The 22,704-nt window shown below is 57.9% G+C and carries 22 protein-coding genes; 14 read left to right on the forward strand and 8 right to left on the reverse strand.

The genetic code is table 11. The features are described from left to right. Positions 1–6 precede the first annotated feature (6 nt). From Q5Y75_RS14475 to pssA, 3 genes are all read left to right on the forward strand, one after another. The gene (locus Q5Y75_RS14475) at positions 7–1,749 is read left to right on the forward strand and encodes a Mur ligase family protein (protein WP_306198630.1); all 1,743 of its coding nucleotides are present in this window, start codon (positions 7–9) and stop codon (positions 1,747–1,749) included. A 300-nt stretch (positions 1,750–2,049) separates the two neighbouring features. After that, positions 2,050–2,742 (forward strand): phosphatidylserine decarboxylase, encoded by a 693-nt coding sequence (locus Q5Y75_RS14480; protein WP_306198633.1) that lies wholly within the window; start codon positions 2,050–2,052, stop codon positions 2,740–2,742. Positions 2,743–2,744: 2 nt separating this feature from the next. After that, positions 2,745–3,482, forward strand: coding sequence for a CDP-diacylglycerol--serine O-phosphatidyltransferase (gene pssA / locus Q5Y75_RS14485; protein WP_306198635.1), 738 nt, complete (start codon positions 2,745–2,747; stop codon positions 3,480–3,482). A 9-nt stretch (positions 3,483–3,491) separates the two neighbouring features. Here the strand turns inward: pssA and Q5Y75_RS14490 are convergent, their stop codons facing one another. From Q5Y75_RS14490 to Q5Y75_RS14505, 4 genes are read right to left on the reverse strand one after another with little or no spacing between them, the layout of a single operon-like run. Then, entirely contained in the window at positions 3,492–5,291 is a 1,800-nt protein-coding gene (locus tag Q5Y75_RS14490) for a metallophosphoesterase family protein (RefSeq protein WP_306198637.1), read from the reverse strand. A 1-nt stretch (position 5,292) separates the two neighbouring features. Further along, complete coding sequence (locus Q5Y75_RS14495; protein WP_306198639.1) at positions 5,293–6,801, reverse strand: tripartite tricarboxylate transporter permease; 1,509 nt, start codon at positions 6,799–6,801, stop codon at positions 5,293–5,295. Positions 6,802–6,813: 12 nt separating this feature from the next. Next, on the reverse strand, positions 6,814–7,323 hold the full coding sequence (locus tag Q5Y75_RS14500; RefSeq protein WP_306198641.1) for a tripartite tricarboxylate transporter TctB family protein: 510 nt from the start codon (positions 7,321–7,323) through the stop codon (positions 6,814–6,816). Continuing rightward, the gene (locus Q5Y75_RS14505; protein WP_306198642.1) at positions 7,320–8,537 is read right to left on the reverse strand and encodes an ROK family transcriptional regulator; all 1,218 of its coding nucleotides are present in this window, start codon (positions 8,535–8,537) and stop codon (positions 7,320–7,322) included. The genes Q5Y75_RS14500 and Q5Y75_RS14505 overlap by 4 nt, the downstream gene beginning before the upstream one ends. Before the next feature lie 112 nt (positions 8,538–8,649). Between Q5Y75_RS14505 and Q5Y75_RS14510 the strand changes: the two genes are divergently transcribed. The 6 genes from Q5Y75_RS14510 to Q5Y75_RS14525 all read left to right on the forward strand — a co-directional run bounded on the left by Q5Y75_RS14510 (position 8,650) and on the right by Q5Y75_RS14525 (position 13,049). Next, positions 8,650–9,633 (forward strand): Bug family tripartite tricarboxylate transporter substrate binding protein, encoded by a 984-nt coding sequence (locus Q5Y75_RS14510; RefSeq protein WP_306198644.1) that lies wholly within the window; start codon positions 8,650–8,652, stop codon positions 9,631–9,633. A 90-nt stretch (positions 9,634–9,723) separates the two neighbouring features. Beyond that, positions 9,724–11,259: a choline-sulfatase gene (betC, locus tag Q5Y75_RS14515; protein ID WP_306198646.1), complete on the forward strand. Its 1,536-nt coding sequence runs from the start codon at positions 9,724–9,726 to the stop codon at positions 11,257–11,259. A 2-nt stretch (positions 11,260–11,261) separates the two neighbouring features. Beyond that, entirely contained in the window at positions 11,262–11,387 is a 126-nt protein-coding gene (locus tag Q5Y75_RS28500; RefSeq protein WP_371933266.1) for a lycopene cyclase family protein, read from the forward strand. 145 nt (positions 11,388–11,532) lie between these two features. Continuing rightward, the gene (locus Q5Y75_RS28505) at positions 11,533–11,697 is read left to right on the forward strand and encodes a hypothetical protein (RefSeq protein ID WP_371933270.1); all 165 of its coding nucleotides are present in this window, start codon (positions 11,533–11,535) and stop codon (positions 11,695–11,697) included. A 136-nt stretch (positions 11,698–11,833) separates the two neighbouring features. Further along, on the forward strand, positions 11,834–12,025 hold the full coding sequence (locus Q5Y75_RS28510) for a hypothetical protein (RefSeq protein ID WP_371933267.1): 192 nt from the start codon (positions 11,834–11,836) through the stop codon (positions 12,023–12,025). A gap of 217 nt (positions 12,026–12,242) precedes the next feature. Further along, entirely contained in the window at positions 12,243–13,049 is an 807-nt protein-coding gene (locus tag Q5Y75_RS14525) for a mechanosensitive ion channel family protein (protein ID WP_306198648.1), read from the forward strand. A gap of 72 nt (positions 13,050–13,121) precedes the next feature. Here Q5Y75_RS14525 and ald read toward each other — a convergent pair whose 3' ends face one another. Continuing rightward, positions 13,122–14,240 carry an alanine dehydrogenase gene (gene ald / locus Q5Y75_RS14530; RefSeq protein ID WP_306198651.1) on the reverse strand — a complete coding sequence of 373 codons (1,119 nt, stop codon included), beginning with the start codon at positions 14,238–14,240 and terminating at the stop codon, positions 13,122–13,124. Between the two features lie 138 nt (positions 14,241–14,378). On the opposite strand from ald, the gene Q5Y75_RS14535 reads away from it, so the two are divergent. Together Q5Y75_RS14535 and Q5Y75_RS14540 are read left to right on the forward strand one after the other, a co-directional pair. Then, complete coding sequence (locus Q5Y75_RS14535; protein ID WP_306198653.1) at positions 14,379–14,837, forward strand: Lrp/AsnC family transcriptional regulator; 459 nt, start codon at positions 14,379–14,381, stop codon at positions 14,835–14,837. Between the two features lie 125 nt (positions 14,838–14,962). After that, complete coding sequence (locus tag Q5Y75_RS14540; protein WP_306198655.1) at positions 14,963–15,394, forward strand: YybH family protein; 432 nt, start codon at positions 14,963–14,965, stop codon at positions 15,392–15,394. A gap of 243 nt (positions 15,395–15,637) precedes the next feature. Here the strand turns inward: Q5Y75_RS14540 and Q5Y75_RS14545 are convergent, their stop codons facing one another. Next, the gene (locus tag Q5Y75_RS14545) at positions 15,638–16,420 is read right to left on the reverse strand and encodes a helix-turn-helix domain-containing protein (protein WP_306198657.1); all 783 of its coding nucleotides are present in this window, start codon (positions 16,418–16,420) and stop codon (positions 15,638–15,640) included. A 144-nt stretch (positions 16,421–16,564) separates the two neighbouring features. Here Q5Y75_RS14545 and Q5Y75_RS14550 point away from each other — a divergent pair, with 144 nt between their 5' ends. After that, the gene (locus Q5Y75_RS14550) at positions 16,565–17,869 is read left to right on the forward strand and encodes an MFS transporter (protein WP_306198659.1); all 1,305 of its coding nucleotides are present in this window, start codon (positions 16,565–16,567) and stop codon (positions 17,867–17,869) included. A 90-nt stretch (positions 17,870–17,959) separates the two neighbouring features. Then, positions 17,960–18,376 (forward strand): VOC family protein, encoded by a 417-nt coding sequence (locus Q5Y75_RS14555; RefSeq protein ID WP_306198660.1) that lies wholly within the window; start codon positions 17,960–17,962, stop codon positions 18,374–18,376. Positions 18,377–18,450: 74 nt separating this feature from the next. Here the strand turns inward: Q5Y75_RS14555 and Q5Y75_RS14560 are convergent, their stop codons facing one another. Then, positions 18,451–19,356, reverse strand: coding sequence for an AraC family transcriptional regulator (locus Q5Y75_RS14560; RefSeq protein WP_306198664.1), 906 nt, complete (start codon positions 19,354–19,356; stop codon positions 18,451–18,453). A gap of 170 nt (positions 19,357–19,526) precedes the next feature. On the opposite strand from Q5Y75_RS14560, the gene Q5Y75_RS14565 reads away from it, so the two are divergent. Beyond that, positions 19,527–20,561: an aldo/keto reductase gene (locus Q5Y75_RS14565; protein WP_306198667.1), complete on the forward strand. Its 1,035-nt coding sequence runs from the start codon at positions 19,527–19,529 to the stop codon at positions 20,559–20,561. A 200-nt stretch (positions 20,562–20,761) separates the two neighbouring features. Here Q5Y75_RS14565 and Q5Y75_RS14570 read toward each other — a convergent pair whose 3' ends face one another. Continuing rightward, entirely contained in the window at positions 20,762–22,645 is a 1,884-nt protein-coding gene (locus Q5Y75_RS14570) for a multiheme c-type cytochrome (protein ID WP_306198670.1), read from the reverse strand. Positions 22,646–22,704: the final 59 nt, after the last annotated feature.

A 22,704-nucleotide genomic window follows, 5' to 3' on the forward strand; every position in this document is an offset into this window, starting at 1 on the left:
TCGCCGATGGATCGTATCGAAGAGCTTGAAACGGCGTTAACGATCGTCAGCGCGGTCGCAGACAACATTCGCGTCGATGATGCTCGCCGCCTGACCGGACCTGGGCTGCTATGGGACCGCCCGGGCGCAGTGATCGATGTGTTTGTCGAAGATGTGGATCTCAACCTGATTGCGCGTTTGTGGGACCGCCACGCCCGGAGCGTTCTGGATGCGTTGGGCTGGCAGCAAGAAGACCACATCGTGCGCCAGTTTCAAGGCGGCGTGAACCTCGCCATCTCGGCCCCGATGGACCAGCTCTATTCGTCGATATTTGCCGCGCAGACCGCCTGGCACTTCTGCGCTGCTGAGCTGTTGGACCAGACCCCGGGTGATTTCGACGCCATGATCGCGGATGTCAAAACGGTGATGGCGAAAGAGGCGAACCCCGCTCTGATCGCATTGATCGCCGCCGCCCAGAGCCACGGCGTCGATATCCTATGTGATGATGACGAGGTCTCTATCGGGCACGGCACGGGCAGTCAGGTATGGCCGGTCGACGCCTTGCCGACACCAGATCAGGTTGACTGGCAGAGGCTCCATGATGTGCCCATCGCCTTTGTCACCGGAACCAATGGCAAGACCACCACGACCCGGCTTTGCGCGGCGATCGTCCGGGCGGCGGGGAAAACGGCCGGACTGACCTCTACCGATTTTGTCCGGGTCGGAGACGACATTCTCGACCGCGGCGACTACTCGGGTCCGGGCGGGGCGCGAATGCTGTTGCGCGATCCCCGGCTGGAGGTCGCCATTCTTGAGGTTGCACGCGGAGGCATCTTACGGCGCGGCCTGCCAACACGACGGGCAAGAGTTGCCGTGGTCACAAATGTCGCGAATGACCATCTTGGGCAATATGGCGTGAACACAGTTCCGGACCTGGCTCAGGCCAAGTTCGCGGTTCGCAGAACCCTGTCCGAGGGCGGCGTACTGGCTCTGAACGCCGACGACCCCTTTGTCGTCGCCGAGGCCGATCGCGCAGACGCGACGATCTGGTGGTTTTCACTGGACCCAGACGCACCAAAAATCGCGGCGGCCCGTTCGGATGGCCAAACTTGCGCGTATCTGCGTGACGGTCTGCTGGTGTTCTTTGACGGCAAGGTCGAGCATCCGCTGACATCCGTTCGCGACGTGCCCATAACGATGAATGGCGCGGCCAGATACAATGTTTCCAACGCCTTGGCCGCCATCTGTGTTGGCAAGGCACTGGGTTTGGAGGAGCACGACATCCGCGCCGGACTTGCGAATTTCAAACCTGACGCGAAAGACAACCCCGGGCGTTGCAACGAGTTTGCACATAACGGTGCGCGCGTCTTTGTGGATTTCGCACATAACCCGCATTCGATCGCTGCCCTATGCGAGGCGATGTCCGCAATCCCGGCCAAACGCCGGTTCATCATGCTCAGCCATGCGGGCGATCGGTCTGATCAGGACATCCATGACGTCACCTTGACGGCTTTGGAGTTCAAACCCGATATCGTGGTCGCCGTGGAAATGGCGAGCTACTTGCGCGGGCGCGAGTTGGGGGAAATTCCGGCCCTTATCAGGCAGGCGGCACTTGATGCAGGTCTGACCTCGGATAGCCTGCTGTATGCTGGATCGCCCACAGAAGCGGCGCGGATGATACTGGATCAGGTACAACCTGACGACCTAGCACTGCTGTTGGTATTGTCCGAGCGGGATGCGGTTTTTGAACTGCTGGAGAGTCGGGCCTGATTGACTGGGTTTGTGTTGCACAACCTTTGGGTCGATCGGAGGCGGCAAGCTACAGGAACAAACTATCCTGCAACTTAGAACCCATCCCGCGAGGAGACCCATTTGATGTCGGCACCTTAGCGAAGACCCGGTTTGCTGCTGGACGGATCTCCCGCTCGGGCCAACACATCTGCCGCCAGTCAAGGGATAGACACTTCCCATTCAGGTTGCTTGCAGCCCCACCACGGCGCAGAAACCATGTTGTGGACCGCGCCATATCCGGGTTAGGAAGCGGACATTCACCACCAAGGACCGACACAAATGAGGATGCGTGACACTTTTTTGAAGCCAATGCATCCAGAGGGTCGCAAGTTTGTCATAATATTCGCCATCGTGACGGCGCTGATCTTTCAAATCTCATCGATCCTCGGCTGGATCGGTGTCGGACTGACTATCTGGTGTTACTATTTCTTTCGTGACCCACAACGATCAACGCCGCTGCGAGAGGGGCTGATCGTAAGCCCGGCAGACGGTGTCGTGTCGCTGATCCAGTCTGCGGTTCCGCCCACTGAACTTGGAATGCCCGACCAAGCTCTCACCCGCGTCAGCGTGTTCATGAGCGTTTTCAACTGCCATGTGAATCGCGCGCCGATTGCAGGGGAAATTCTGGAAATCGCGTATCGACCCGGAAAATTCTTCAATGCCTCGCTCGACAAAGCCAGCGCAGATAACGAACGCAACAGCCTCTGTATTCAATTGGCCGATGGACGCCAGGTTGCGGTTGTGCAGATTGCAGGTCTCGTTGCTCGGCGGATAGTGTGTTTCGTGGCAAAAGGACGCCAAATCGGAACTGGCGAACGTTTCGGATTGATCCGCTTTGGCTCGCGTCTGGATGTCTATCTGCCAGACGGGGTTCAACCGCTGGTCAGCGTGGGGCAAACGATGATCGCCGGCGAAACCGTTTTGGCTGATCTGGCGAGTGACGAGCCAGCGCGAACGGCCCGTACGGATTGAAAATGTCAGAGCCTTCGCCAGACAACAAGCGCGACCTGCCGGTTATTCATTTGCTGCCCAACCTGCTGACGATCACAGCGATCTGCGCCGGACTTACAGCCGTTAGTTTTGGATATCAGGGCGATTTCGAAATGGCGGTCAAACTGGTGTTATTGGCGGTCTTGCTTGATGGTCTCGATGGACGTCTCGCGCGTTTGATGCACAGTCAGAGCTCATTTGGTGCGGAGCTGGATTCGCTGGCTGACTTTGTCAATTTTGGCGTGGCGCCAGGATTGATATTGTATGTCTGGGCGTTACAGGACTTTAGCGCCGGTTGGTTGGCGGTGCTCGGGTATGTGGTCTGCTGCATGCTCCGTCTGGCTCGGTTCAATGTAACGAACAAGTCAGCAGCGCAAGACACCCAGAGCGACTTCTTTGAAGGCGTTCCGTCCCCCGCAGCTGCTCTTCTCATCATGCTGCCAATGTATGTGTCTTTCTTGTTCTCCGATATGCCCCCGGTGCCACCTGTTCTTATAGCAGGTTACCTGCTGGTGGTCGGAGTTCTTATGATCAGCCGGGCTCCCTCGTATTCTTTCAAGAACATCTCGATCTCTCGCGGAAATGCAAAGTTCCTGATGTTGGGGTTCGCTCTCTTGCTGTCGGCATTGCTCATCTATCTATGGGCAACGCTCGCTCTCATAGCGATCCTCTATATCGTAAGTTTGGTAATGGCGTATTACGCGGCACGAAAATCCAACTGAACGATTATGCTATTCAAGCAGAAGCTTGGCCAATTCGGCATGTTTCCGTTTGACGACGTCAAGCAAAGGCGTTGGATTGCAACACCGGTCTATCATTCCAACTCGCACGAAGTAGCCCCGATCAACCGAGATCAGCGTATCGCACACCAGACGGGTCTGCTTAAGCTTTGCAGCACGGGTCATCCCCTCGGACAGGCGTTGGATCGTGCTGTCAGGATCATCCACTTTCAGCGCAGGGTGGTCCCCGCCCATCCGCATATGAACAGACGCTTTCAAACCGGCCTGCGACGCGGCTGCATCAATAGCATGTAGCGCGTCGGCCACCGGATCGGTCCGACCCAGCCGGAAAACTGCCCCGGCAAAGCCCATCCCGGCCAGCGTAACAAGCTGCTCCGCGTTTTCGGCTGAAAATCCGTGGTTGATGACGTGGAAATAGGTGCCTTTCCCTTTGACGTCATCTTTCGTGCGCATCCGCGACAGCAGCAGAGGCAACCCGGTTTGTGAATGCGCCTGCTGTAGGCGCGGCGTGAGCTCTTCAAGATCTGGCCAGTCAATCGTGACCTCCCAATCCAACAGGATTTCGGCCTGTTCCGCGATCAGCGCCAACATATTGTCGTCAGCTATGCCATATGAAAACAGCGTGATTTCGAACCCCAGATGGGCAAGGCTTGCCAGGCGGGCCCTGCGAACCGGGTCGAGCAGATCATGCAGCGGTATGCGCACGTGCCGGACCCCCATTTCCTGCAGGGCCAGCAGAGGATAGTCGTTGCGAACCCGCTTGCGGTCAAATTCATCCAGACCGCCAGAGGGTGGCACTTCGGTGATTTCCGCCCAGTTCTGACGAAGGTCAAATCCCAGAACGGGATGTGAGGGCTCTCGCGGGTCTGGTGCGATAATGGCAGGAGAAACCGGTTTGCTTGTGTCTTCGGCGGCAATTTCAGCCCCGTGTGTTCGCACCATGCGCACCACATGCCCGTTTTCGTAAACGGTCACCAAAAAGTAGCCCAGCTTGGCGCGGTCATCGCGCCCGAACTCGCTGTCTTCGGGCGGTGTGGCGCGCAGCATCTCGCTGTAGTCCTGCCGCACGAAACTGGTGGCAGGTGCGAGGTAATAGTCGGTCACTCCAAACCGATCATACCAGAAGTTATGAGCGTGACCCGCAATCACAGCCTCGACACCGTGAGCCTTGATCAGATCCAGAAGCCAGCCCCGCCCGGGTTGATTGGTGTTGTCGTAATGGTCGCGCTCGGACGGCTCCATTAGGTACAGGGGATGGTGCAGCACAAGCATTTTGCGCTGATCCTGTGATCCGGCCAGTTCCGCCTCAAGCCAATTGCGCTGTTCTACCTCACTGCTCAGGCCGGAATTGATGAGCTGCGCGTTGATAAGAAGAAACCGGATACCCCATATGTCAAAGGACTGGAACTGAGGTCCGAACTGCTGCTCCCAAGCTTCAATCGTTGCGTCCGTTGTCGGGCTGGCTGGCCCGCCCTTAATCGGCGTGTCGCCGATGTCGTGATTTCCGGGAATCTCATAAAGGGGAACAGTCAGCTCGGACGCGATGGTGCGGTATTCCCGGGCGGCCTGATCATAGGCGGCCCGGGTCTCAGGTACGGGGTGCAGCAGATCCCCGGCATGAAGGACAAACTTGACTGGTTGCTGGTTCAACTCTCTTATGACGTGACGGAATCGCCGGTTGGCCCTTTGATTGACAGGGAAAGGCGAATTGCAGCTGTCATCGGTTGGGTTCACATGTGTGTCAGAGATTAGAGCGAAGCACCCAAGCTTCGCTCCGAGGTGTTTGCCCATGTCACCCTCCTGTCGTCAGGGTGGAGGCTTTGCCTGTTCGCGATGCCTCGATCCGGCTGCGCACCAGTACGAAGATCGACAGCGCGGTCAATATCCAGAAGGCGATGCAGATCATGTTGCGCACGAAGATCGAGAGGCTTCCATCGCTCAGCAACAGTGATTGTCGAAAGTTATCCTCAAGCAAGGGCCCCAGCACAAAGGCGATAAGGAACGGTGCGACAGGAATGTCGAGACGCAACATCAGATATCCAACAAGCCCCATGCACAGCATCACCAGAATGTCGAAGATGTTGTTGTTCACCGCGTAAGCGCCATAGACACAGAGCACAAACACGATGGGGTACAGAATGCGGTTCGGGATCAGGGCAACCTTGCTGAACCCCCGGATCGCGATCTTGCCGATGATCAGCAGGTAGAACGAGCTGAGCAGGATACCCATGAACAGCGCGTAAACCATCGGCAGGTTGTCTTCGAACAGGATCGGGCCGGGACGCAGACCGTGAATCATGAACGCGCCCAGGATCACGGCGGTGATCACGTCACCGGGCACGCCTAGCGCGAGCAGAGGGATCATGGTTGCCCCTGCCACGCCGTTGTTTCCAGCCTCTGCGGCAGCGACGCCTTCGGGCTCACCCTTGCCGAAGTTCTCTTTGTTTTTTGAGTTCCGGCGCGCTTCGGAATAACTCAGGAACGCAGCTGGAGCGCCGCCGATCCCCGGTATTGCGCCCAATATGACGCCGATGAAGCTGCCGCGCACGACCGATTTCAGTGTCTTGCGGAATTCAGCCAGTGTCGCCCCGCCGCCCAGTTGCGAGCGTTGCGATCCACCGAGACGTGGCCCCCGTGTCGAACGGTCGATGATTTCCGGCAGCGCAAACAGGCCTATCAGAACCGGAATGAAGTTCAGGCCCGACATCAGTTCAAAATTGCCGAAGATGAACCGGTCTGTGCCATACACCAGATCCAGACCTACGGTCGCCAGCATCAGCCCAAGACAGGCCGAAAGTATGCCTTTGGTCAGGCTCGGCCCTGCCACACCCGCGATGATGGTCAGCGAGAAGACAATCAGCGTGAAAAACTCCGGCGGCCCAAACCGCAGGGCGAAAGTGGCCAGAATTCCCGCAAACATGATCAGCGAAATATTCGAGATCAGGTCAGCCACACAGGAAGAATAGAGCGCAATATCCAGCGCCTTGCGCGCCTGACCCTTCTGGGCCATCGGATAGCCATCAAGCACCGTACAGGATGCCGCAGGCGTACCGGGGGTCTTGATAAGGATTGCCGTCAGCGACCCGCCATACAACCCCCCTTTATAGACTCCCAACAACAGCAGGATGCCGGTCACCGGTGGCATCGAAAAGGTGAATGGCAGAACCAGAGCAACTCCCATCGGTGTGGTCATCCCTGGAATGGCGCCGATTATAGTACCGATCAGAACGCCTATTCCGATAACAAGAAAGTTCTCAAGGCTGAGGAAGAGGTCCAAGGCAAAGGAAATATTCTCAATCATTTTGCATCCTTCTCACAGCAGCGTTTCAAAGATGCCAAGAGGCATTGGAATGCCGGCGACATGCAAAAAGAACTGATACAGCCCGATCGGGATCAGGATGCTCAGAGGAATGATGTACTTCCATTGCCGCTCGCCGAAATAGAGCATCATGGCTGGCATCAGCACGATTGACCCGGCCACGATCCCAACCGTTGTCAGGGCGAAATAGAACAGAAACAACGCAAAGATCAGGATCACGATCCGTAAGGTGGCCTGAAGGGTTGCCAACTTGTATTCGGCATCTTCGGACGCGTCTTCATCCCCCTCGGGTACCTTGAGCGTGAATGTTTCAAGCAACAGAAAGCATGAGGAAATGACGACTCCCCAGGCAATGGTGTAGGGCCAGAAATCCGGCGACAACGCCGAGATCTGTACTGAGCCCGGAACAATCACACCTGATGGGATAAGGGCAAAGATGGCGGTCAATCCCAACACTATGAACAGGATTGCCGTGATCAAGTCCTTGGTCTTTTTGTTGGTCATGTTCCTCCCTTCGCCAGCAACTGGCTCAGATTTATGTCCTTGAAGATCAGGTTTTCTCGGATGGACAGCCACCTTGCGGCGCCGATATGGGTCATTTCGGTCGCCTGCACCGCAATGTCCCCAAGCCGCTTTGGTGTTTGAAATGCGATCTGTGATTTCAACGCACCAACAAAGGCTGGTGATTCAGACAGAGGGCCCGCCAAGATGACGAGATCGGGCTTCAGCACGGTAAAAAGCAGGGCAAAGGTTCGGGCCATCCCCGCGCCAAGCCGTTCAAACGCCTTCGCAATCGTTGCGTCGCCCGCGTTGGCCTTGCCGACCAACTCCACCATGGCACGACCCCATTCCGCATCCGTGGTCAGGGTTCGTGTTTTTTCCCCGATTATCTCCCGAACAAAAGCCCGGCCGCTTTGCGCGTCTTCGAGTGTGGGGAAGTGCTCAACAGGTCCGGCTGAGTCAGATGACGAGGTGTATGGCGCATCGCTCAGGACGCTGCTGGTGGTCAACTGCCCCTCTGCGTCACCGCCGCCCAGTGTCATCGCAAAGCCGGTCACCAGGCTGCAATGCAGCGTCACCACGTTTTCATAGTCGCGGGCGATGCCGAAGGTTGTTTCCGCGAGGTTGATGGCCGAGGAGGGCGTCTCAAGCGCTATGGGCCCATTGAGCGCTTCCCCGAAAATCGCGCCAACGTCGATTTCCTTGTTCCAACCCAGGAGCGGGGCGGAAATCAGTCGTTTCGAAGCTTTATCGATGTGTCCCGCAATAGCGATGCCGGTGCCAAAGAACCGGTCGATATCCTGGACATGTTCGTCCACCAGCTCGGCCGACTTCTGCGCGCAGAGTTCGAGAAAGGCTGCACCGTCATCCATTGGCAGGCCGGTACCTTCCCAGGATGCGACCTTGTTGTTTTCCAGATCAGCAAGCGTCACCGATTGACGGAACGCGTTAATGCCAATCCCGATGATGTAGCCGCCCTGCCCTTGCGGCGACAGCTGAACAAACCGCCGACCGCGGCGGCCGTCGGGATCGGACAACTCTCTTTCCACGATCAGATCCGCATCAAGCAGGTCACGCGTAATGCGCGAGATCGTCGCGGCATTGAGGCCGATATTAGCGGCAATCGCTGTGCGGGAAATTGATCGATTCCGGACAATTTCCCCCAACACCAGACGTCTGTTGGCCCGGCCAGTCTCACTGTGGGTCCTTGCAGACATTGATTTTCCTCGCATTTTCCATTCCCTAATCTGAAGTTACATTTTTTATTTACTTGCTGCAAGCAAATATATATCCTCGATGTCAATCAAGCGAACCAAGGGAGGATATACGATGAGCTTTTTAAAGAGAATCGGCGTCACGATGAGCCTGGCCGCCCTGGCCTCGATCGGCGGCGCGGCGGTGGCTGCGGATTACCCCAGCAAGCCCGTAACACTGGTTGTGCCATATGGTCCGGGCGGCGCAGCTGATCTGGCCGCACGCACGCTGAGTACAGAAGCCCCTGAATATCTGGGTGAAAACATTCTAGTTGTGAACAAGACCGGAGCGGGCGGTGTCGTTGGCTCGACTCAGGTCGCAAAATCACGCAATGATGGACACACTCTGCTAATGGCGCGCGTGGGATCACAGGCGACTGTTCCCGCAATCAACCGCACCATTCCTTATAAGTGGGACGATTTCACCTTTCTGGGCCTGATCGAGAAAAACCCGTTTGTTCTGGGCGTCAGCGCGGATTCACCATACCAGACCTTTGATGAGTTGAAGGAAGCCATCACGAACGGAGAACGGCTGTCCTATGCCTCGGCCGGTGTTGGCACATTGCTGCACATGGCAATGCTGATCATGCTGGATGACATCGGGGTCGATTCCGAAGCGCTGATCCACGTTCCTTTCAAGGGCGGCGGCAAGGCCACGGCTGCGGTTGTCGGCGGCCATGCAGACCTGATTTTCCACAACTTGTCGGGCTTGTCCGGTGCGATCGAAAGCGGTCAGATTCGCCCCCTCCTGACCACCACGCCCGAACGCTTTGCGACCATTCCGGACACGCCAACCGCGCAGGAAATGGGCCACCCGAATCTGGAGAACGTGATCGGCTGGACCGGTGTCTGGGGTCCCAAGGACCTGCCCGAAGATGTCGTGGCCAAGTGGGTTGAGGTTCTAGGCGCCATCGCCGCAGACGAAAGCTGGCTGGAAGCCACCCAAAAGCTGGGCTCTGTTCCTGCAATCCTGTCGCCAGACGACACCAAGGCGTTTGTCGAAGGTCAGGTCAACACCTTCAGCACCGTTGCCGAAAAACTGAATATGGTGATCGAATAAGCCCCGACACCTTTATTGCCGGGCGACTCTTCGACCCAAATCCAAAGCCGCCCGGCCTTTTTCAATCAACACGAAATCATAGGTTGTCGAATGCCCCGTCCCAACATTTTGCTCATTCAAGCCGATCAGCTGGCAGCAAATGCTCTAGCGTCATACGGGAACAAAACTGTCAAAGCGCCGAATATGGGCAGCCTTGCGCAAAACGGCGTGGTATTTGAGAACTGCTATTGCAACCTGCCAATGTGCGGTCCGTCCCGCGCGTCGATGCACGCAGGCAAGCTGCCTTTCTCGATCGAAATGTACGACAATGCCAGCGAGTTTCACGCCGACATCCCCACCTTCGCCCACTACCTGCGCAGCATGGACTACCGGGTCGAGATGTCTGGCAAGATGCACTTTGTCGGCCCCGATCAGCTGCACGGATATGACAAGCGCCATACGACCGAGATCTATCCGGCGAATTTTGCCTGGACCGTGGATTGGTCCAAAGGGCGGGAATACAAGCCCACCAACCTGACCATGGCGCCGATTCTGGAAAGCGGCCCGGCCATCCGCACCATGCAGATGGATTATGATGACGAGGCCGAATACCAGGGCATTCAGGCGCTGTATGATCTGGCTCGCAAGGGCGATGATCGCCCCTTCATGCTGACCGTCTCTTTCACCTCACCGCATTCGCCCTTTGTGATCGGTCAGGAGTATTGGGATCTCTACGACCATGATGAGATCGAATATCCCGCGGTCGATCCGCTGGACCTGAACGAGATGGATCATCTCAGCCGCAATCTGCATTATTGCCAGTCGCGCCACGAATTTACCGTCACTCCCGAAGACCGCCGAAAGGCGCGCCACGGGTATTATGGAATGATCTCGTATATCGACGAGAAAGTTGGGCACCTTGTCGATGTTCTGGAAAGAACCGGTCAGATCGACAACACCATCGTCATCCTGACCGCCGACCACGGTGAGATGATGGGCGAGCGTGGCATGTGGTTCAAACAACACTTCTTCGAATGGGCCGCCAGCGTGCCCTTCATCGTTTACGCACCGGAACGCTATGCGCCGGCGCGGGTGAAAGAAAACGTTTCACTAGTCGATCTCCTCCCAACGCTGGTGGATCTGGCAGCTGGCGGTTCGTTCGAAGACTATGCAGCGCCCATTGATGGGCAATCGCTGGTTCCCGCCCTCAACGGGGATACAACCGGCCTGTCGGATGTGGTTATTACTGAATTTGCCGCCGATGGCTCTACGGGTCCGAGCCGAATGGTCAAGAAGGGTCCGTGGAAGCTGATGTGGCTCGAAGGGGTCGACACGCTGCTCTACAACATCGAAGAGGACCCCAACGAGGTGAACAACCGCGTCGCCGATCCCGACTGCGCCGAGATCCGGGCCGAGTTGGAGGCCATTCTGTTCGATGGCTGGGACCCGGACGATTTGCGTGACACGATCCGGGCCAGCCAGGTCCGTCGCTTGGCTATCCACAAGGTGACCGGTGGCGACCCGACTTACGTGTATACCGTCCGCCATGATGATGGGGACCGGTATATCCGAAACGCCGGAGCTGCCGACACCAAAGCACGCGCGCGCCTGCCTTATGTGGCCCCTGCGAAACCCGATCTGGCATAGAAATGCCCTACGATTACATTATCATAGGCGCAGGCTCTGCTGGCTGCGTCATCGCCAACCGATTGTCCGCAGACCCCAATATCCGCGTGCTATTGCTTGAAGCCGGAGGCAAGGACACGAATCCATAAATTCACATTCCGGTCGGCTATTTCAAGACATTGCACAACCCGAACACCGACTGGAGCTACAAAACCGAGCCCGATCCGGGTCTCAACGCGCGCGCTGGACTAGCCGCGCGGTAATACGCTTGGCGGACCTTCCTCGATCAATGGTCTGCTCCATGTCCGTGGTCAGAAACAGGGCTATGATCGCTGGGCTCAGTTGGGTAACACAGGCGGGTCCTGGGACGATGTCCTGCCGTTTTTCATGCGGTCAGAAAACATGAAGACGGCGATCCTGAACTTCATGGCTAGGATGGGGAACTGGCGGTCTCGCTGATCCGCGCGAAATCCAAGATATCCGAGGCCTTCATAAGCGCGGCCGTGGAAATGGGTGTGCCACGGACCGACGACTATAATGGCCCAGATCAGGAGGGCGCCGGTTACTTTTACCAGACCGCGCGCCATGGGTTTCGGTGTTCATCGGTCAAGGCCTTCCTGACCCCATCAAGAAAACCCGTCAGAACCTGGACATCGTCACGCACACCTATACTACCGGCTTTGGTTTTGCCCCCGACGCGCCGAAACAGGTGACGGGCGTTTCCTATACCAGCAACGGGTCGTCCAACCGGGCCATGCTGAAACTGGGTGGTGAAGTGATCTTCTAAGACCGCAGAAAATCTGTATGAGTCCAAATGCGTAGCCGCCTGCCCGGCTGAACCAATCATAAAGGTGACGGATAGGCCCCGCAGAACCCCGATGCCGCCCGATTTAGGGGGAACGGGTGAGCAATCATTACCTAGACCCGCACGTGTTTTTGCCTGATGATCGCTCGCGACCTCGCTGCCGAAGCGCGGGAAACACGCGATAATATTGGAGTTGGACGTGGAAGAACTACTCACTCAGACAGACTTCGTCTGGCCGTTGATACTCAATGCGGTCAAGGCGCTTGCCGTCCTCATTGTCGGATGGATCGTCGCTGGCGCCATTGGCGGCATGGTGCGCCGCAAAGTGAATTCGACGCCTCATATCGACCCTACGCTGGGAAATTTCTTTGCCAGCATGGTGAAATGGGCCATCCTGGCGATGGTCATCGTGGCCGTGCTCGGTATCTTCGGAATCCAGGCGACCAGTATCGTTGCGGTTCTTGGTGCCGCCTCGCTGGCCATAGGTCTGGCGCTGCAGGGCACGCTAAGTGATCTCGCCGCTGGCGTAATGATCGTAATTTTCCGGCCCTACAAGCTCGGTCAATATGTCGATATCGGCGGCACCGCAGGTACGGTGAAAGAGGTCAATCTGTTCACCACCGAGCTGGTGACGCCCGACAATGTGCAAATCATCGTGCCCAATGGGCAGGCCTGGGGATCGATCATCATCAACTATTCGGCCCATGATACACGCCGCGTCGATCTGGTCTTTGGCATCGACTATGGCGACAACGCGGACGCCGCGATGAAAATCATTCTGGACACCGCGCAGGCCGATGGCCGGGTTTTGTCCGATCCCGAGCCTTGGGTGCGGGTCACCAATCTGGGCGATAGCTCTGTCGACCTGACGGCGCGGCTCTGGTGCAACGCCGCCGATTACTGGGATTTGAAATTCATGCTGACCCAGAAGGTGAAAGAGGCATTTGATGCGCAAGGCATCTCAATCCCCTATCCGCATGCGGTTGAGATTCAGAAAGCCGGATAAGCGGAGCTCACGACCCACCACTCACTTAGGAAAACGCCGCGCGCCGCGCGGCGTTTTTTTGTTTTCAAGACGTCAGGATTTCACCGCGACCGTGGGCGAGACCACGTCGATACCCAGCGCTTTGCCGACAGCATAATAGGTCAGCTGCCCGGCATGTACATTCAGCCCGTTCAGCAGATGCGGGTCGTCCTGACAGGCCTGTTTCCAGCCCTTATCCGCCAGCGCCAGCATGAACGGCATGGTCGCGTTGCCCAAAGCGATGGTCGAGGTCCGCGCCACCGCGCCCGGCATATTGGCGACGCAATAATGCATGATCCCGTCCACGTCATAGATCGGATCGGCATGGGTGGTCGCGCGCGAGGTTTCGAAACAGCCGCCCTGGTCGATGGCCACATCCACGATGGCCGCGCCCGGCTTCATCTCGGACAGTTGCGCCTTCGAAATCAGCTTGGGCGCCGCCGCGCCGGGGATCAGAACCGCGCCGATCACCATATCCGCCTGCCGCACCAGTTCTATAGTCGATCCAGCGGTGGAATACTGGTTCTTGAAGGTGCGCCCAAAGACGTCATCGAGGTATTTCAACCGGTTCAGCGAGCGATCCAGCACGGTCACATCCGCGCCCATTCCCGCCGCCACGCGAGCCGCGTGGGTGCCGACAACGCCACCGCCGATCACCACGACCCGCGCCGGACCAACACCGGGCACGCCGCCCATCAGCACGCCGCGCCCGCCATTGGCCTTTTGCAGCGTCCAGGCCCCCATCTGAGGCGCCAGCCGCCCGGCAACCTCGGACATGGGCGCCAGCAAGGGCAGACCCCCCGAATTGTCTGTCACGGTCTCGTATGCGATGGCGGTGCAGCCCGAGGCCAGCAGATCATGGGTCTGATCGGGATCGGGCGCCAGATGCAGATAGGTGAACAGAAGCTGCCCGTCGCGCAGCATCTTGCGTTCGACCGCCTGTGGCTCCTTGACCTTCACGATCATGTCGGCGGTGGCAAACACCTCCTCTGCCGTATCCACGATCGCCGCGCCTGCGGCGACGTAATCGGCATCCTCGAACCCCGAACCGGCCCCGGCCATTGTCTCAATGATCACCTCGTGACCATGTTGCACGGCCTCATGGGCGGCGTTCGGGGTCATGCCGACGCGGAATTCCTGCGGCTTGATCTCTTTCGGGCACCCGATTTTCATTGTCTCTCTCCCAATTCTGAAACTGCCTAAAATATGTGCAATATGGCGGAGGATTTCTGTGAAACCTTCCTCGCAAATTGGCCTGTGATGTGTGTATTCTTCGAACAAATCCAACAATCACGCAAAAGGCTTGCGCCATTGACGCTAGACACAACAGATCGACGGATTCTCACTGAGTTGCAGAAGAAAGGGCGCATGTCCAATGCGGACCTGTCCGAGCGGGTGAACCTCTCGCCCTCAGCCTGTCACCGGCGCGTGCAGCGGCTGGAGGCAGAGGGGTATATCCGCGACTACGTGGCGCTTCTGGATGCGCGCAAACTCGGTGTACCAACAACCGTGTTTGTCGAGATCACGCTTCAGGGGCAAGCCGATGAGGTGCTGGACGCGTTCGAGAAGGGGGTGTCGCGGATACCGGATGTGCTGGAATGCCACCTGATGGCGGGCACGGCGGATTACATCCTCAAGGTCGTTGCCGAAAACACAGAGGACTTCGCGCGTATCCACCGCCAGTATCTGGCGCGGCTGCCGGGGGTGGCGCAGATGCAATCCTCGTTTGCGCTGCGCACCGTGTTCAAGACAACCGCGCTTCCGGTCTGAACATATGGCGCCTGCGCGATTGGCGACATCGGGAAAGCTTGATCTTGAAATGCAGGGGTTCGGAGAGCAATCTTTCAGTCAGCCAGAACCGACAACGTCCGGAAAACGAATGAGCTGGAAAAACCATGACCGATGAAGAAGAACTTCGTGCAGCATCTGAGGCATTCTACGGGGCGTTAAACAGCGTATTTAACAAAGACGCAGAACCCATGCGCGACGTCTGGCTTCACAGCCCGGAGGTCACGGCGATGAGGCCCAACGGCGGCAGGGAAGTTGGCTGGGAACAGCTATGGGATGCCTGGAAACATGTGGCGGAGGTGTTTGCGGGCGGTCATGTTGAGTTGACCGAGCAATACATCGTGACCGTCGGCGATCTCGCTTACGAGATTGGTCTGGAACTTGGCAGGTTTTCACCAGCCGGGGACGAGGTCGAGGTCGCGCATCGGGCAACAAACATTTACCGCCGAACAGAAGATGGCTGGAAGATCGTTCACCACCACACCGATAAATCAGATGGTGCGATCGCAGCCTTTCACCGTCTTGAGGGGAGCGATTGAGAAATTGCGCGCCGCGCGGAGCAAATTGATAGCACCTCTGCTCAGCAGGAGCTGGCAGCGCAAGACTGCGCATTTGTCCGCAGAATATCGTTTCGGAAAGCTGAGATATGTCCATTCGGAGGGAATGGCGGCTGCTCAGGCTGACACGCCAGCATCTAAACACAGCGCTGAGTAACGGGTGTCGTTCGCGAGCAAGTTGGGCTGAGCGAAAGATGTGCGCAATTCCAGCGCCGCAACCGTTGTCTACCGGGAGGCCAACCTGATCGCAGACCATAATGGGTCGACCAACCGGTTCCCAAGAAATTCGCTCGGACTGACACCGAGGGTTTGCCGGAACATGTAGCTGAACGCACTTGGAGACTCGTATCCCATATCGAGCGCAACTGATGTCACGCTCTGACCGGAGGCGAGGAGCGAGACCGCGTGCAGTATCCGCGCGTGCCGCAACCATCTGGACGGAGGCATGCCTGTATCAGCAACGAACAGGCGCTCAATCGTTTTTCGGCTGGCAGGCACCTCTGACAGCCAAGCCTCCACCGAGCGCACACTGCCGGGGTCATCCAGCGCGGCTTGAGCGACCCCGCGAATGCGCACATCTTTCGGCAGGACCAGAGACAGTGGCACATCTTGCGCCGAAAGTAGCTCATATCGAAGCAGGGTTTGCAGCGCTTGGTTATGCTTTGTACCGCGTGCATTTGTGCCCTCTGGCATCGCAGCGACAAACAATGCGCCAAGGAGCGGCGTCATCACGACGACCCGGACATCACCGCCAAGCCGATCCGCCTCTTCACGGTTCACGTCCACATAAAGCATGACATTGTTGGACCCGTAGCGCATCCAGTGCTCGGTATCCGGGGGAATCCAGATCGCCATGGCCGGGCTGAGAAGCAGGACGCGGTCGGGGGTCCCCACATACATCGAGCCAGACGCCGCTGAGATGAGCTGGCCAAAATCGTGGGCGTGCCAGTCATAGCTTTCTCCTGGCTCCGGCTTGATCGTCTCCCCGAAGTATAGGGGGCGATCCATGTCGTCTGGTCCCGTGCCCTGCAAATGACGAATCCTCGATGATTATCGCCTGTCTTTCGACAGACAGACATACCACCGTCGAATAGATTTCACCAATCAATCGGACGATGGGTCCGGCTGCCTGCATCGGACGGCACAACCAATATGAAAAGTCCTGCGTTCTTGATCTGGTTCGCCCTGGGCCATCTGGCGAATGATTGGCCGGTTGCCGCCCTGTGGCTGATCGTGCCCGCAGCCGGTCTTGCCATGAACCTGTCGCCCGCGGAGGTTGGCTTGCTCTTCACTCTGTTCAGCAGCGGAGCTGCGCTGGCCTATATTCCGGCAGGGTTCCTTGCGGATCATGTTTCGAACCGGGGCCGATTGCTGGTGGCAACGTTCTTCTGGGTTGCTCTCGGTTACGCGCTTGCGGCACTGGCCCCGGGGTTTTGGAGCCTTGCAATTCTTCTGACGATCGCCGGAACGGGAAACGCCGCCTGGCATCCGATCGCGACCGGAGTCTTAATCCGTGACAACAAAAGCGGCCGAGCGCGGGCCCTCGGGATTCATGCGATAGGTGGCTCGTTCGCTGAAGTTCTGGCCCCCTTGTCGGTTGGATTGCTTCTGTCTTTCCTTGACTGGCGCAGCGTGCTGGCCATTTCGGTTCTGCCTTCGGTCTTGATGGGAATGTGTTTCCTGTGGGTTGCCCGGTTTGTCCCTCTTATGGAAAACAAACCAGTAGATCGGCACGAATTCTGGGCGTTGATGCGCGCATGGAGTGGCCGCAGGGGATTGTGGATCGTCGCAATGATTTCGCTCTACAACATGTCTCTGATCGCATTGCTCAGCATGATCCCACTCTATCTGGCGGCGGTTCACGACCTCGCCCCTGCCATCATCGGGACCATTTTTGCCACCCTACTCATCATGGGCGCGCTGGCTCAGCCTTGGGTTGGATGGATATCCGACACGTTTGGTCGCAGACCGGTTCTTGCAACCGGAAATGGGCTTGCCGCCTTGGCAATCGCGACGCTGATGTTCGAGCTGCCATTCTGGTTCATGATTGCCATGATGGCGCTTGGGGTCGCGGCGCTGGATGCGATCCGCGCGGCGATGCTTGCAACTGCTGTCGATCATACGGATCGCAGTGAAAGCACCATATTGGGCCTCGCTTTCGCCCTTCTGGATGGCGTCGGCGCGTTTGGAGCGGTTCTGGCCGGGATGGCGGCAGGCATCTCGTGGGACGTCATGTTCGGCTTGGCCGCTGCGCTTGCTTGTGGAGCCTTAGTTCTAAGTGTTGGCGCCACCTTTAGATCACCGGAGGGCGGTGACGCGTCTACTGTCGTAGGGCTCACATCGCGGCAACAGCGGTTTCGCCAGAGAAAGGACCAGAAGAACAGTGTTTCTTGCGCGCCCCGGACGCAGGGGCATGACGATAGAAAAGCGACGGCTGAAACTACGAGACGTTTCTGACTGCTCTAGGCGGACGGCAATGAACCGTCGGCCAAAGATATGAACAGTCTCGCTTTGAAGCTAATAACACTCAGGAAAGGGACCCTTAGAATGATTGCCTACATCACGGTCGGCGTAGACGATATCGATCGCGCGGAACGCTTTTACTCCGCCTTCCTACCGGCACTTGGCTACAGGCTGGAAGTAATTCATGGCGAACTGAGCTACGCGCTGCCTGAAAAGCCAGGTCACGCGCCGAGTCTGCCGGAGTTCTATGTCAAACGCCCCTTTGATGGAGGTCCGGCCTCGGCCGGGAACGGGACGATGGTTGCATTCCAAGCGCGCAATCAACAGCAGGTTCGCGATCTTCACGCCGCCGCGCTTGCGGCAGGCGGTTCAGATGAGGGCCAACCCGGATTTCGTGACCTATATGGACCGAATTTCTTCGTAGCCTACCTGCGCGACCCTCAAGGCAATAAGATCGCCCTATATTTCAGCAACCGGAACGAGCCCGGCCGGGACGTCTAGTTTGCGGCAGCTCACAGTAAAAGGAGATTGGCGCGGCTCTATACAGGCCTGACACTTTATGCCCTCGACATAGTCTAGCCGTGGCTTTCGGCGGTAACGGCGCTGCGTAGCTGAATTCCGTCGCGACCCGGCGGTGCCCCAAACATCCGACGGTATTCGCGGCTGAATTGCGAAGGGCTTTCATAGCCAATCGCGAAACCAACCTGGGCCACATCGACCCCTTCCGACAAGAGCATCCGCCGGGCTTCCTGAAGACGCAGGCTTTTCTGGAATTGAACCGGCGTCATCGCCGTTGCGGCCTTGAATTGCCGGTGAAACGTTGCCGGGCTCATCCCGGCAAGCGTTGCCAAATGGGGCACGCTCAGCGCTTCAGCGAAGTTTTCTCGCACCCAGGCGATCGATTTGCCAATGCGGGCAACGCGGCTGTCGGTCAAGCCGACCTGGCACAGCAGGCCGGCCTGTGGACCATTCAGCAGCTGCCATGTGATTTCCCGCTGTATCATCGGTGCGAGAACGGGGATGTCACCGGGGCGCTTTGCCAAACCCAATAGCCGTTCGAGCGGATCGATCAGGTCGCTGGACAGAGGATGCACAGCGAGCGCCTCAGATGTGACTTCGGCGCACATTCCTGTGGTTGGGTGGTCAAGCAGCAGCTCGGCCACAACTGCAGGATCGATATTGACGATCATAGCTGCGTAGGGATGGGTTTTCGAGGCAGTGATGATTTCTGCGCGCACCGGCACATCCAATGAGGCAATCAGGCATTTCCCTGCATCGTAGCGATAGGTCCTGTGCCCGACCCGGCTGACCTTGGCCCCTTGGAGAACGACGCAAAGCGAGGGTTGATAAACGCCGTGCAAAGGGCCTGTTGGTTCTTCGGATGCGGCAAGGAAAACACCGGGCAGAGGGGTCTCGCGCCCATGAGCTTGCCAGAGGTCCAAAGCCCGTTCCGTCAATGTTTCTAAATGCGGTTCAGCCATATTGCCACTCTACCCTTTCACCCGCGAGTGACCAGACCAATCCGGTCGGTTTGAGAGGATCGTGCAAGGTTTCGCGAGGATCGGCGTGGCATGGGCTGGCCATCAGATCGCATATCTCTAGCGAGCCCGGGCCGCATCGGCCGGGGCACTTTCAATGAAGGAAAGAAATCATGCGTTACAATCGCCTCGGTCACAGTGGTCTCTTTGTCTCGGAACTTTGCCTCGGCACCATGACGTTCGGCGGATCGGACGATATGTGGGGTCAGATCGGCAAGCTCCAGCAGGACGAAGCGGACGGCCTGCTGAAAACCGCTTTGGATGCGGGCATTAACTTCATCGATACCGCCAATATCTACGCGACAGGTAAAAGCGAAGAGATCCTGGGCCAATCTCTCAAGAATGTCGGTGTCGCTCGGGAAGACGTTGTGATTACCACTAAGGTCCACGGCCCCATGGGCGAAGGACCAAATGCGCGCGGCTCTTCGCGCGGGCACATCCTGGATCAGGCAAAGGCGAGCCTGAAACGGTTGCAGCTTGATCACATCGACCTCTATCAGATTCACGGCTTCGACCCGGCCACGCCAATGGCCGAGACGCTTGAGGCCTTGGATATGCTGGTTCGGCAGGGTCATGTCCGCTATCTCGGCCTCTCGAATTGGGCGGCCTGGCAGGTCGTCAAGGCAGTCGGGATCACCGAGGCACGGCGTCTTGCGCCGATTGTTTCACTGCAAGCCTATTATAGCGTTGCAGGGCGCGACCTGGAGCGTGAGTTGGCCCCGATGCTGCAGGCAGAGCAGATCGGCCTGATGGTCTGGAGCCCGCTGGCAGGTGGCTTCCTTTCCGGCAAGTTTGATCGCGACGGAAAAACCGCAGAGGGCCGCCGCGTGAATTTCGACTTCCCGCCAATCGATAAGGACCGGGCATATGATGCGATCGACGTGATGCGGACGATCGCGCAAGACAAGGGGTGCACCATCCCGCAGGTCGCACTGGCCTGGCTGCTGCATCAGAAGGTCGTCACCAGTGTCATACTGGGGGCAAAACGCCCGGAGCAGCTTGCCGACAACATTGGCGCCGTCGAGGTCACCCTTTCATCGGAAGACCTGGCTGCACTCGATGCGGTGACGCAGCTGCCAGCAGAATATCCAGGCTGGATGATTGAGCGACAAGGCGAATACCGGGCTCATATGGCTCAGTCAAAGTGAAACCTGCTGCGGGCTGCTTTGGCGGCCCGCACAAATCCGCCGCTTCTCGGCCCCAAATTCGTTCTCGATCTGACGGTACTCCAAGTGGGCACATCGGATGGGTTGCAAACCCACACTGGCATAGCGCGGCCAGAAGGGGCGCCCCCATCTTTGGAGCCGATATCATTGTAAAAGACCCATCTGCAACAGCCCAGCGGCCGTCATTGCAGATCCGATGCAAGCGCCGAAAGCGAAGGGTCATCAGGGTTAAACGAAAGCGCCCGGTCCAGCACCAGCCTTGCGGCATTTGACCCTACTGTCGCGGCAGCCAAGCGGACCTGCATTACCCAGGCGTCAACACGTTGCGGGTCGAGAAGCGTCACTTCTTCAAAAGCCTTTTGTGCGGCAGGTAGATTGCGCATCGTAAGTGCCATCCCCCCAAGGACCAGATGAGTTTCGGGAAAGTCTGCGCGGTTAACTAATGAGCTTCTCCATTCGGACAGAGCCTGTCGCAAACTCTCCTGTCCGTCACGGGATATCTGCGTGCCCCCTGCCGAAAGTATCGCCCGCGCCGCAGCAATCCTGACAACCCGCAACGGGTCCTGCAACAAAGGCAACATCCTGGCGATCTCGTCCGGGCCGGCATTGGTCAGCAGCCCCACGGCGCTGGCACGCACCATCGGATCAGGATCGTCCAGCAGGCCAACCGCCACATCCCTCACCCGCTGCGCCGCACTTTGTTGCAACAACCACAACGCGGTGGCGCGTATGATTGCGGGCTGGGTAACTTCGCGCGCCAACCAAGCAAGATCATCGCCAGCCGCGACCGGATCTGTGCGGGCCGCTGCGAACATCTGCCCGAAATGTGCGCCCCGGTTGACGCTTTGCGGATACCACGCCTCTAAGGTCTGCGCGGCCCATTCGGCGGTTCGATCCGAATGGCAATCGGTACAGGTATCCGGGGCACCCGTCTCGGCGGCGAGGTCGGGCCTAGGAATACGAAACCCGTGATCGCGGCGCCCGTCAATGCCCATGTAAATCCGTTCCGGCATATGGCAGTTTTTGCAGGCCGCACCCTCTGAACCCATGGTATGAAAATGATGGGAGGGATCGTCATAGAGGGCCAGGGTCAAGCCAGGAAAGTCTTCCCGACCCGCTGGCGAGTGACACTGGGTGCAAACCTCGTTGCCATCGGCGATGAGCGTCGCGGAATGCGCTTCGTGGCAATTGGTGCAACTGACGCCGCTAGCATACATTTTGGATTGCAGGAACGAGCCGTAGACATAGACTTCGTCCAATATCTGACCGTCCGCATGGTAAAGACCAGGCCGCAGCAGGGCGAGGTTGTAATTGTCGTGATATGGCGTTCCCGGCAGCGGGTTGCCATCACCAAACGCCTCGCGGCGTGAATGGCAGGTTGCGCATTGCTGAATCGTCGCCTCGGCCCCTGCGTTGAAATCCATGGTCAGCCCAAAGGCGTTCAGCAGCCCTCTATCATTGGCAATCTCGTTCCCGGCGGCCCAGTCCAGATGAGCCGATCCCGGACCATGGCAGGCTTCGCAACCGACACCGATTTCCGCATGGGTCGAGGCGTAGGTACGGGTATCCGGATCATAGTTCTTTTCAAGCCCGGTGGCATGGCATGCCGCACATCGGGCATTCCAGTTTTTGTAGGGGCCGGTCCAATGCAATCCGTCATCCGGGGGCAAATCCTGATCGGGATAGAGGTGATACCAGCGTTCCTTTTCCGTGTCCCAGACCACGTCAAAGCTCTGCAGTCGACCCGGTTCGGTTTCAAGCAGATATTGCTGTAGAGGGGCGATACCCACGACGGAATGCACCGGATATTCAGTTGTAACCCCGTCCTTTTCGGTGACCGTGGCGCGGTATTGATTCTCATCGGCGCTGAACTGGACGCTCATGCCATCATGGATAAAGGATGTGTCTTCAAAATCAGCAATCACGGTATCAGGCGACGGCGCGGTCCAGGCCAGCGCATGATGCGAACCGCTCCATGCGGCGGCGGCCTCAACATGGCACTCCGTGCATTCAGATGAGCCGACATAGGCAGGCTCTTGCGCGGCTGATACGGTCGCAAGCCCCAAACAAAACCCGCCAGCGCTGGCGGCCCATCTGATCAGAGGCACTGATAAACGAACGGCTA

Source organism: Ruegeria discodermiae (assembly GCF_030758345.1).
GTDB lineage: Bacteria > Pseudomonadota > Alphaproteobacteria > Rhodobacterales > Rhodobacteraceae > Ruegeria_C.

Excerpts from the sequence above, each read along its gene's own strand:
- Q5Y75_RS28500 (WP_371933266.1), top strand. The coding sequence starts at position 11,262 with ATGCCCTACGATTACATTATCATAGGCGCAGGCTCTGCTGGCTGCGTC.
- pssA (WP_306198635.1), top strand. The coding sequence starts at position 2,745 with ATGTCAGAGCCTTCGCCAGACAACAAGCGCGACCTGCCGGTTATTCAT.
- Q5Y75_RS14490 (WP_306198637.1), bottom strand. The coding sequence starts at position 5,291 with ATGGGCAAACACCTCGGAGCGAAGCTTGGGTGCTTCGCTCTAATCTCT.
- Q5Y75_RS14550 (WP_306198659.1), top strand. The coding sequence starts at position 16,565 with ATGAAAAGTCCTGCGTTCTTGATCTGGTTCGCCCTGGGCCATCTGGCG.
- betC (WP_306198646.1), top strand. The coding sequence starts at position 9,724 with ATGCCCCGTCCCAACATTTTGCTCATTCAAGCCGATCAGCTGGCAGCA.
- Q5Y75_RS14480 (WP_306198633.1), top strand. The coding sequence starts at position 2,050 with ATGAGGATGCGTGACACTTTTTTGAAGCCAATGCATCCAGAGGGTCGC.
- Q5Y75_RS14565 (WP_306198667.1), top strand. The coding sequence starts at position 19,527 with ATGCGTTACAATCGCCTCGGTCACAGTGGTCTCTTTGTCTCGGAACTT.
- Q5Y75_RS14540 (WP_306198655.1), top strand. The coding sequence starts at position 14,963 with ATGACCGATGAAGAAGAACTTCGTGCAGCATCTGAGGCATTCTACGGG.
- Q5Y75_RS14475 (WP_306198630.1), top strand. The coding sequence starts at position 7 with ATGGATCGTATCGAAGAGCTTGAAACGGCGTTAACGATCGTCAGCGCG.
- ald (WP_306198651.1), bottom strand. The coding sequence starts at position 14,240 with ATGAAAATCGGGTGCCCGAAAGAGATCAAGCCGCAGGAATTCCGCGTC.
- Q5Y75_RS14505 (WP_306198642.1), bottom strand. The coding sequence starts at position 8,537 with ATGTCTGCAAGGACCCACAGTGAGACTGGCCGGGCCAACAGACGTCTG.
- Q5Y75_RS14495 (WP_306198639.1), bottom strand. The coding sequence starts at position 6,801 with ATGATTGAGAATATTTCCTTTGCCTTGGACCTCTTCCTCAGCCTTGAG.
- Q5Y75_RS14545 (WP_306198657.1), bottom strand. The coding sequence starts at position 16,420 with ATGGATCGCCCCCTATACTTCGGGGAGACGATCAAGCCGGAGCCAGGA.
- Q5Y75_RS14510 (WP_306198644.1), top strand. The coding sequence starts at position 8,650 with ATGAGCTTTTTAAAGAGAATCGGCGTCACGATGAGCCTGGCCGCCCTG.
- Q5Y75_RS14500 (WP_306198641.1), bottom strand. The coding sequence starts at position 7,323 with ATGACCAACAAAAAGACCAAGGACTTGATCACGGCAATCCTGTTCATA.
- Q5Y75_RS14555 (WP_306198660.1), top strand. The coding sequence starts at position 17,960 with ATGATTGCCTACATCACGGTCGGCGTAGACGATATCGATCGCGCGGAA.
- Q5Y75_RS14560 (WP_306198664.1), bottom strand. The coding sequence starts at position 19,356 with ATGGCTGAACCGCATTTAGAAACATTGACGGAACGGGCTTTGGACCTC.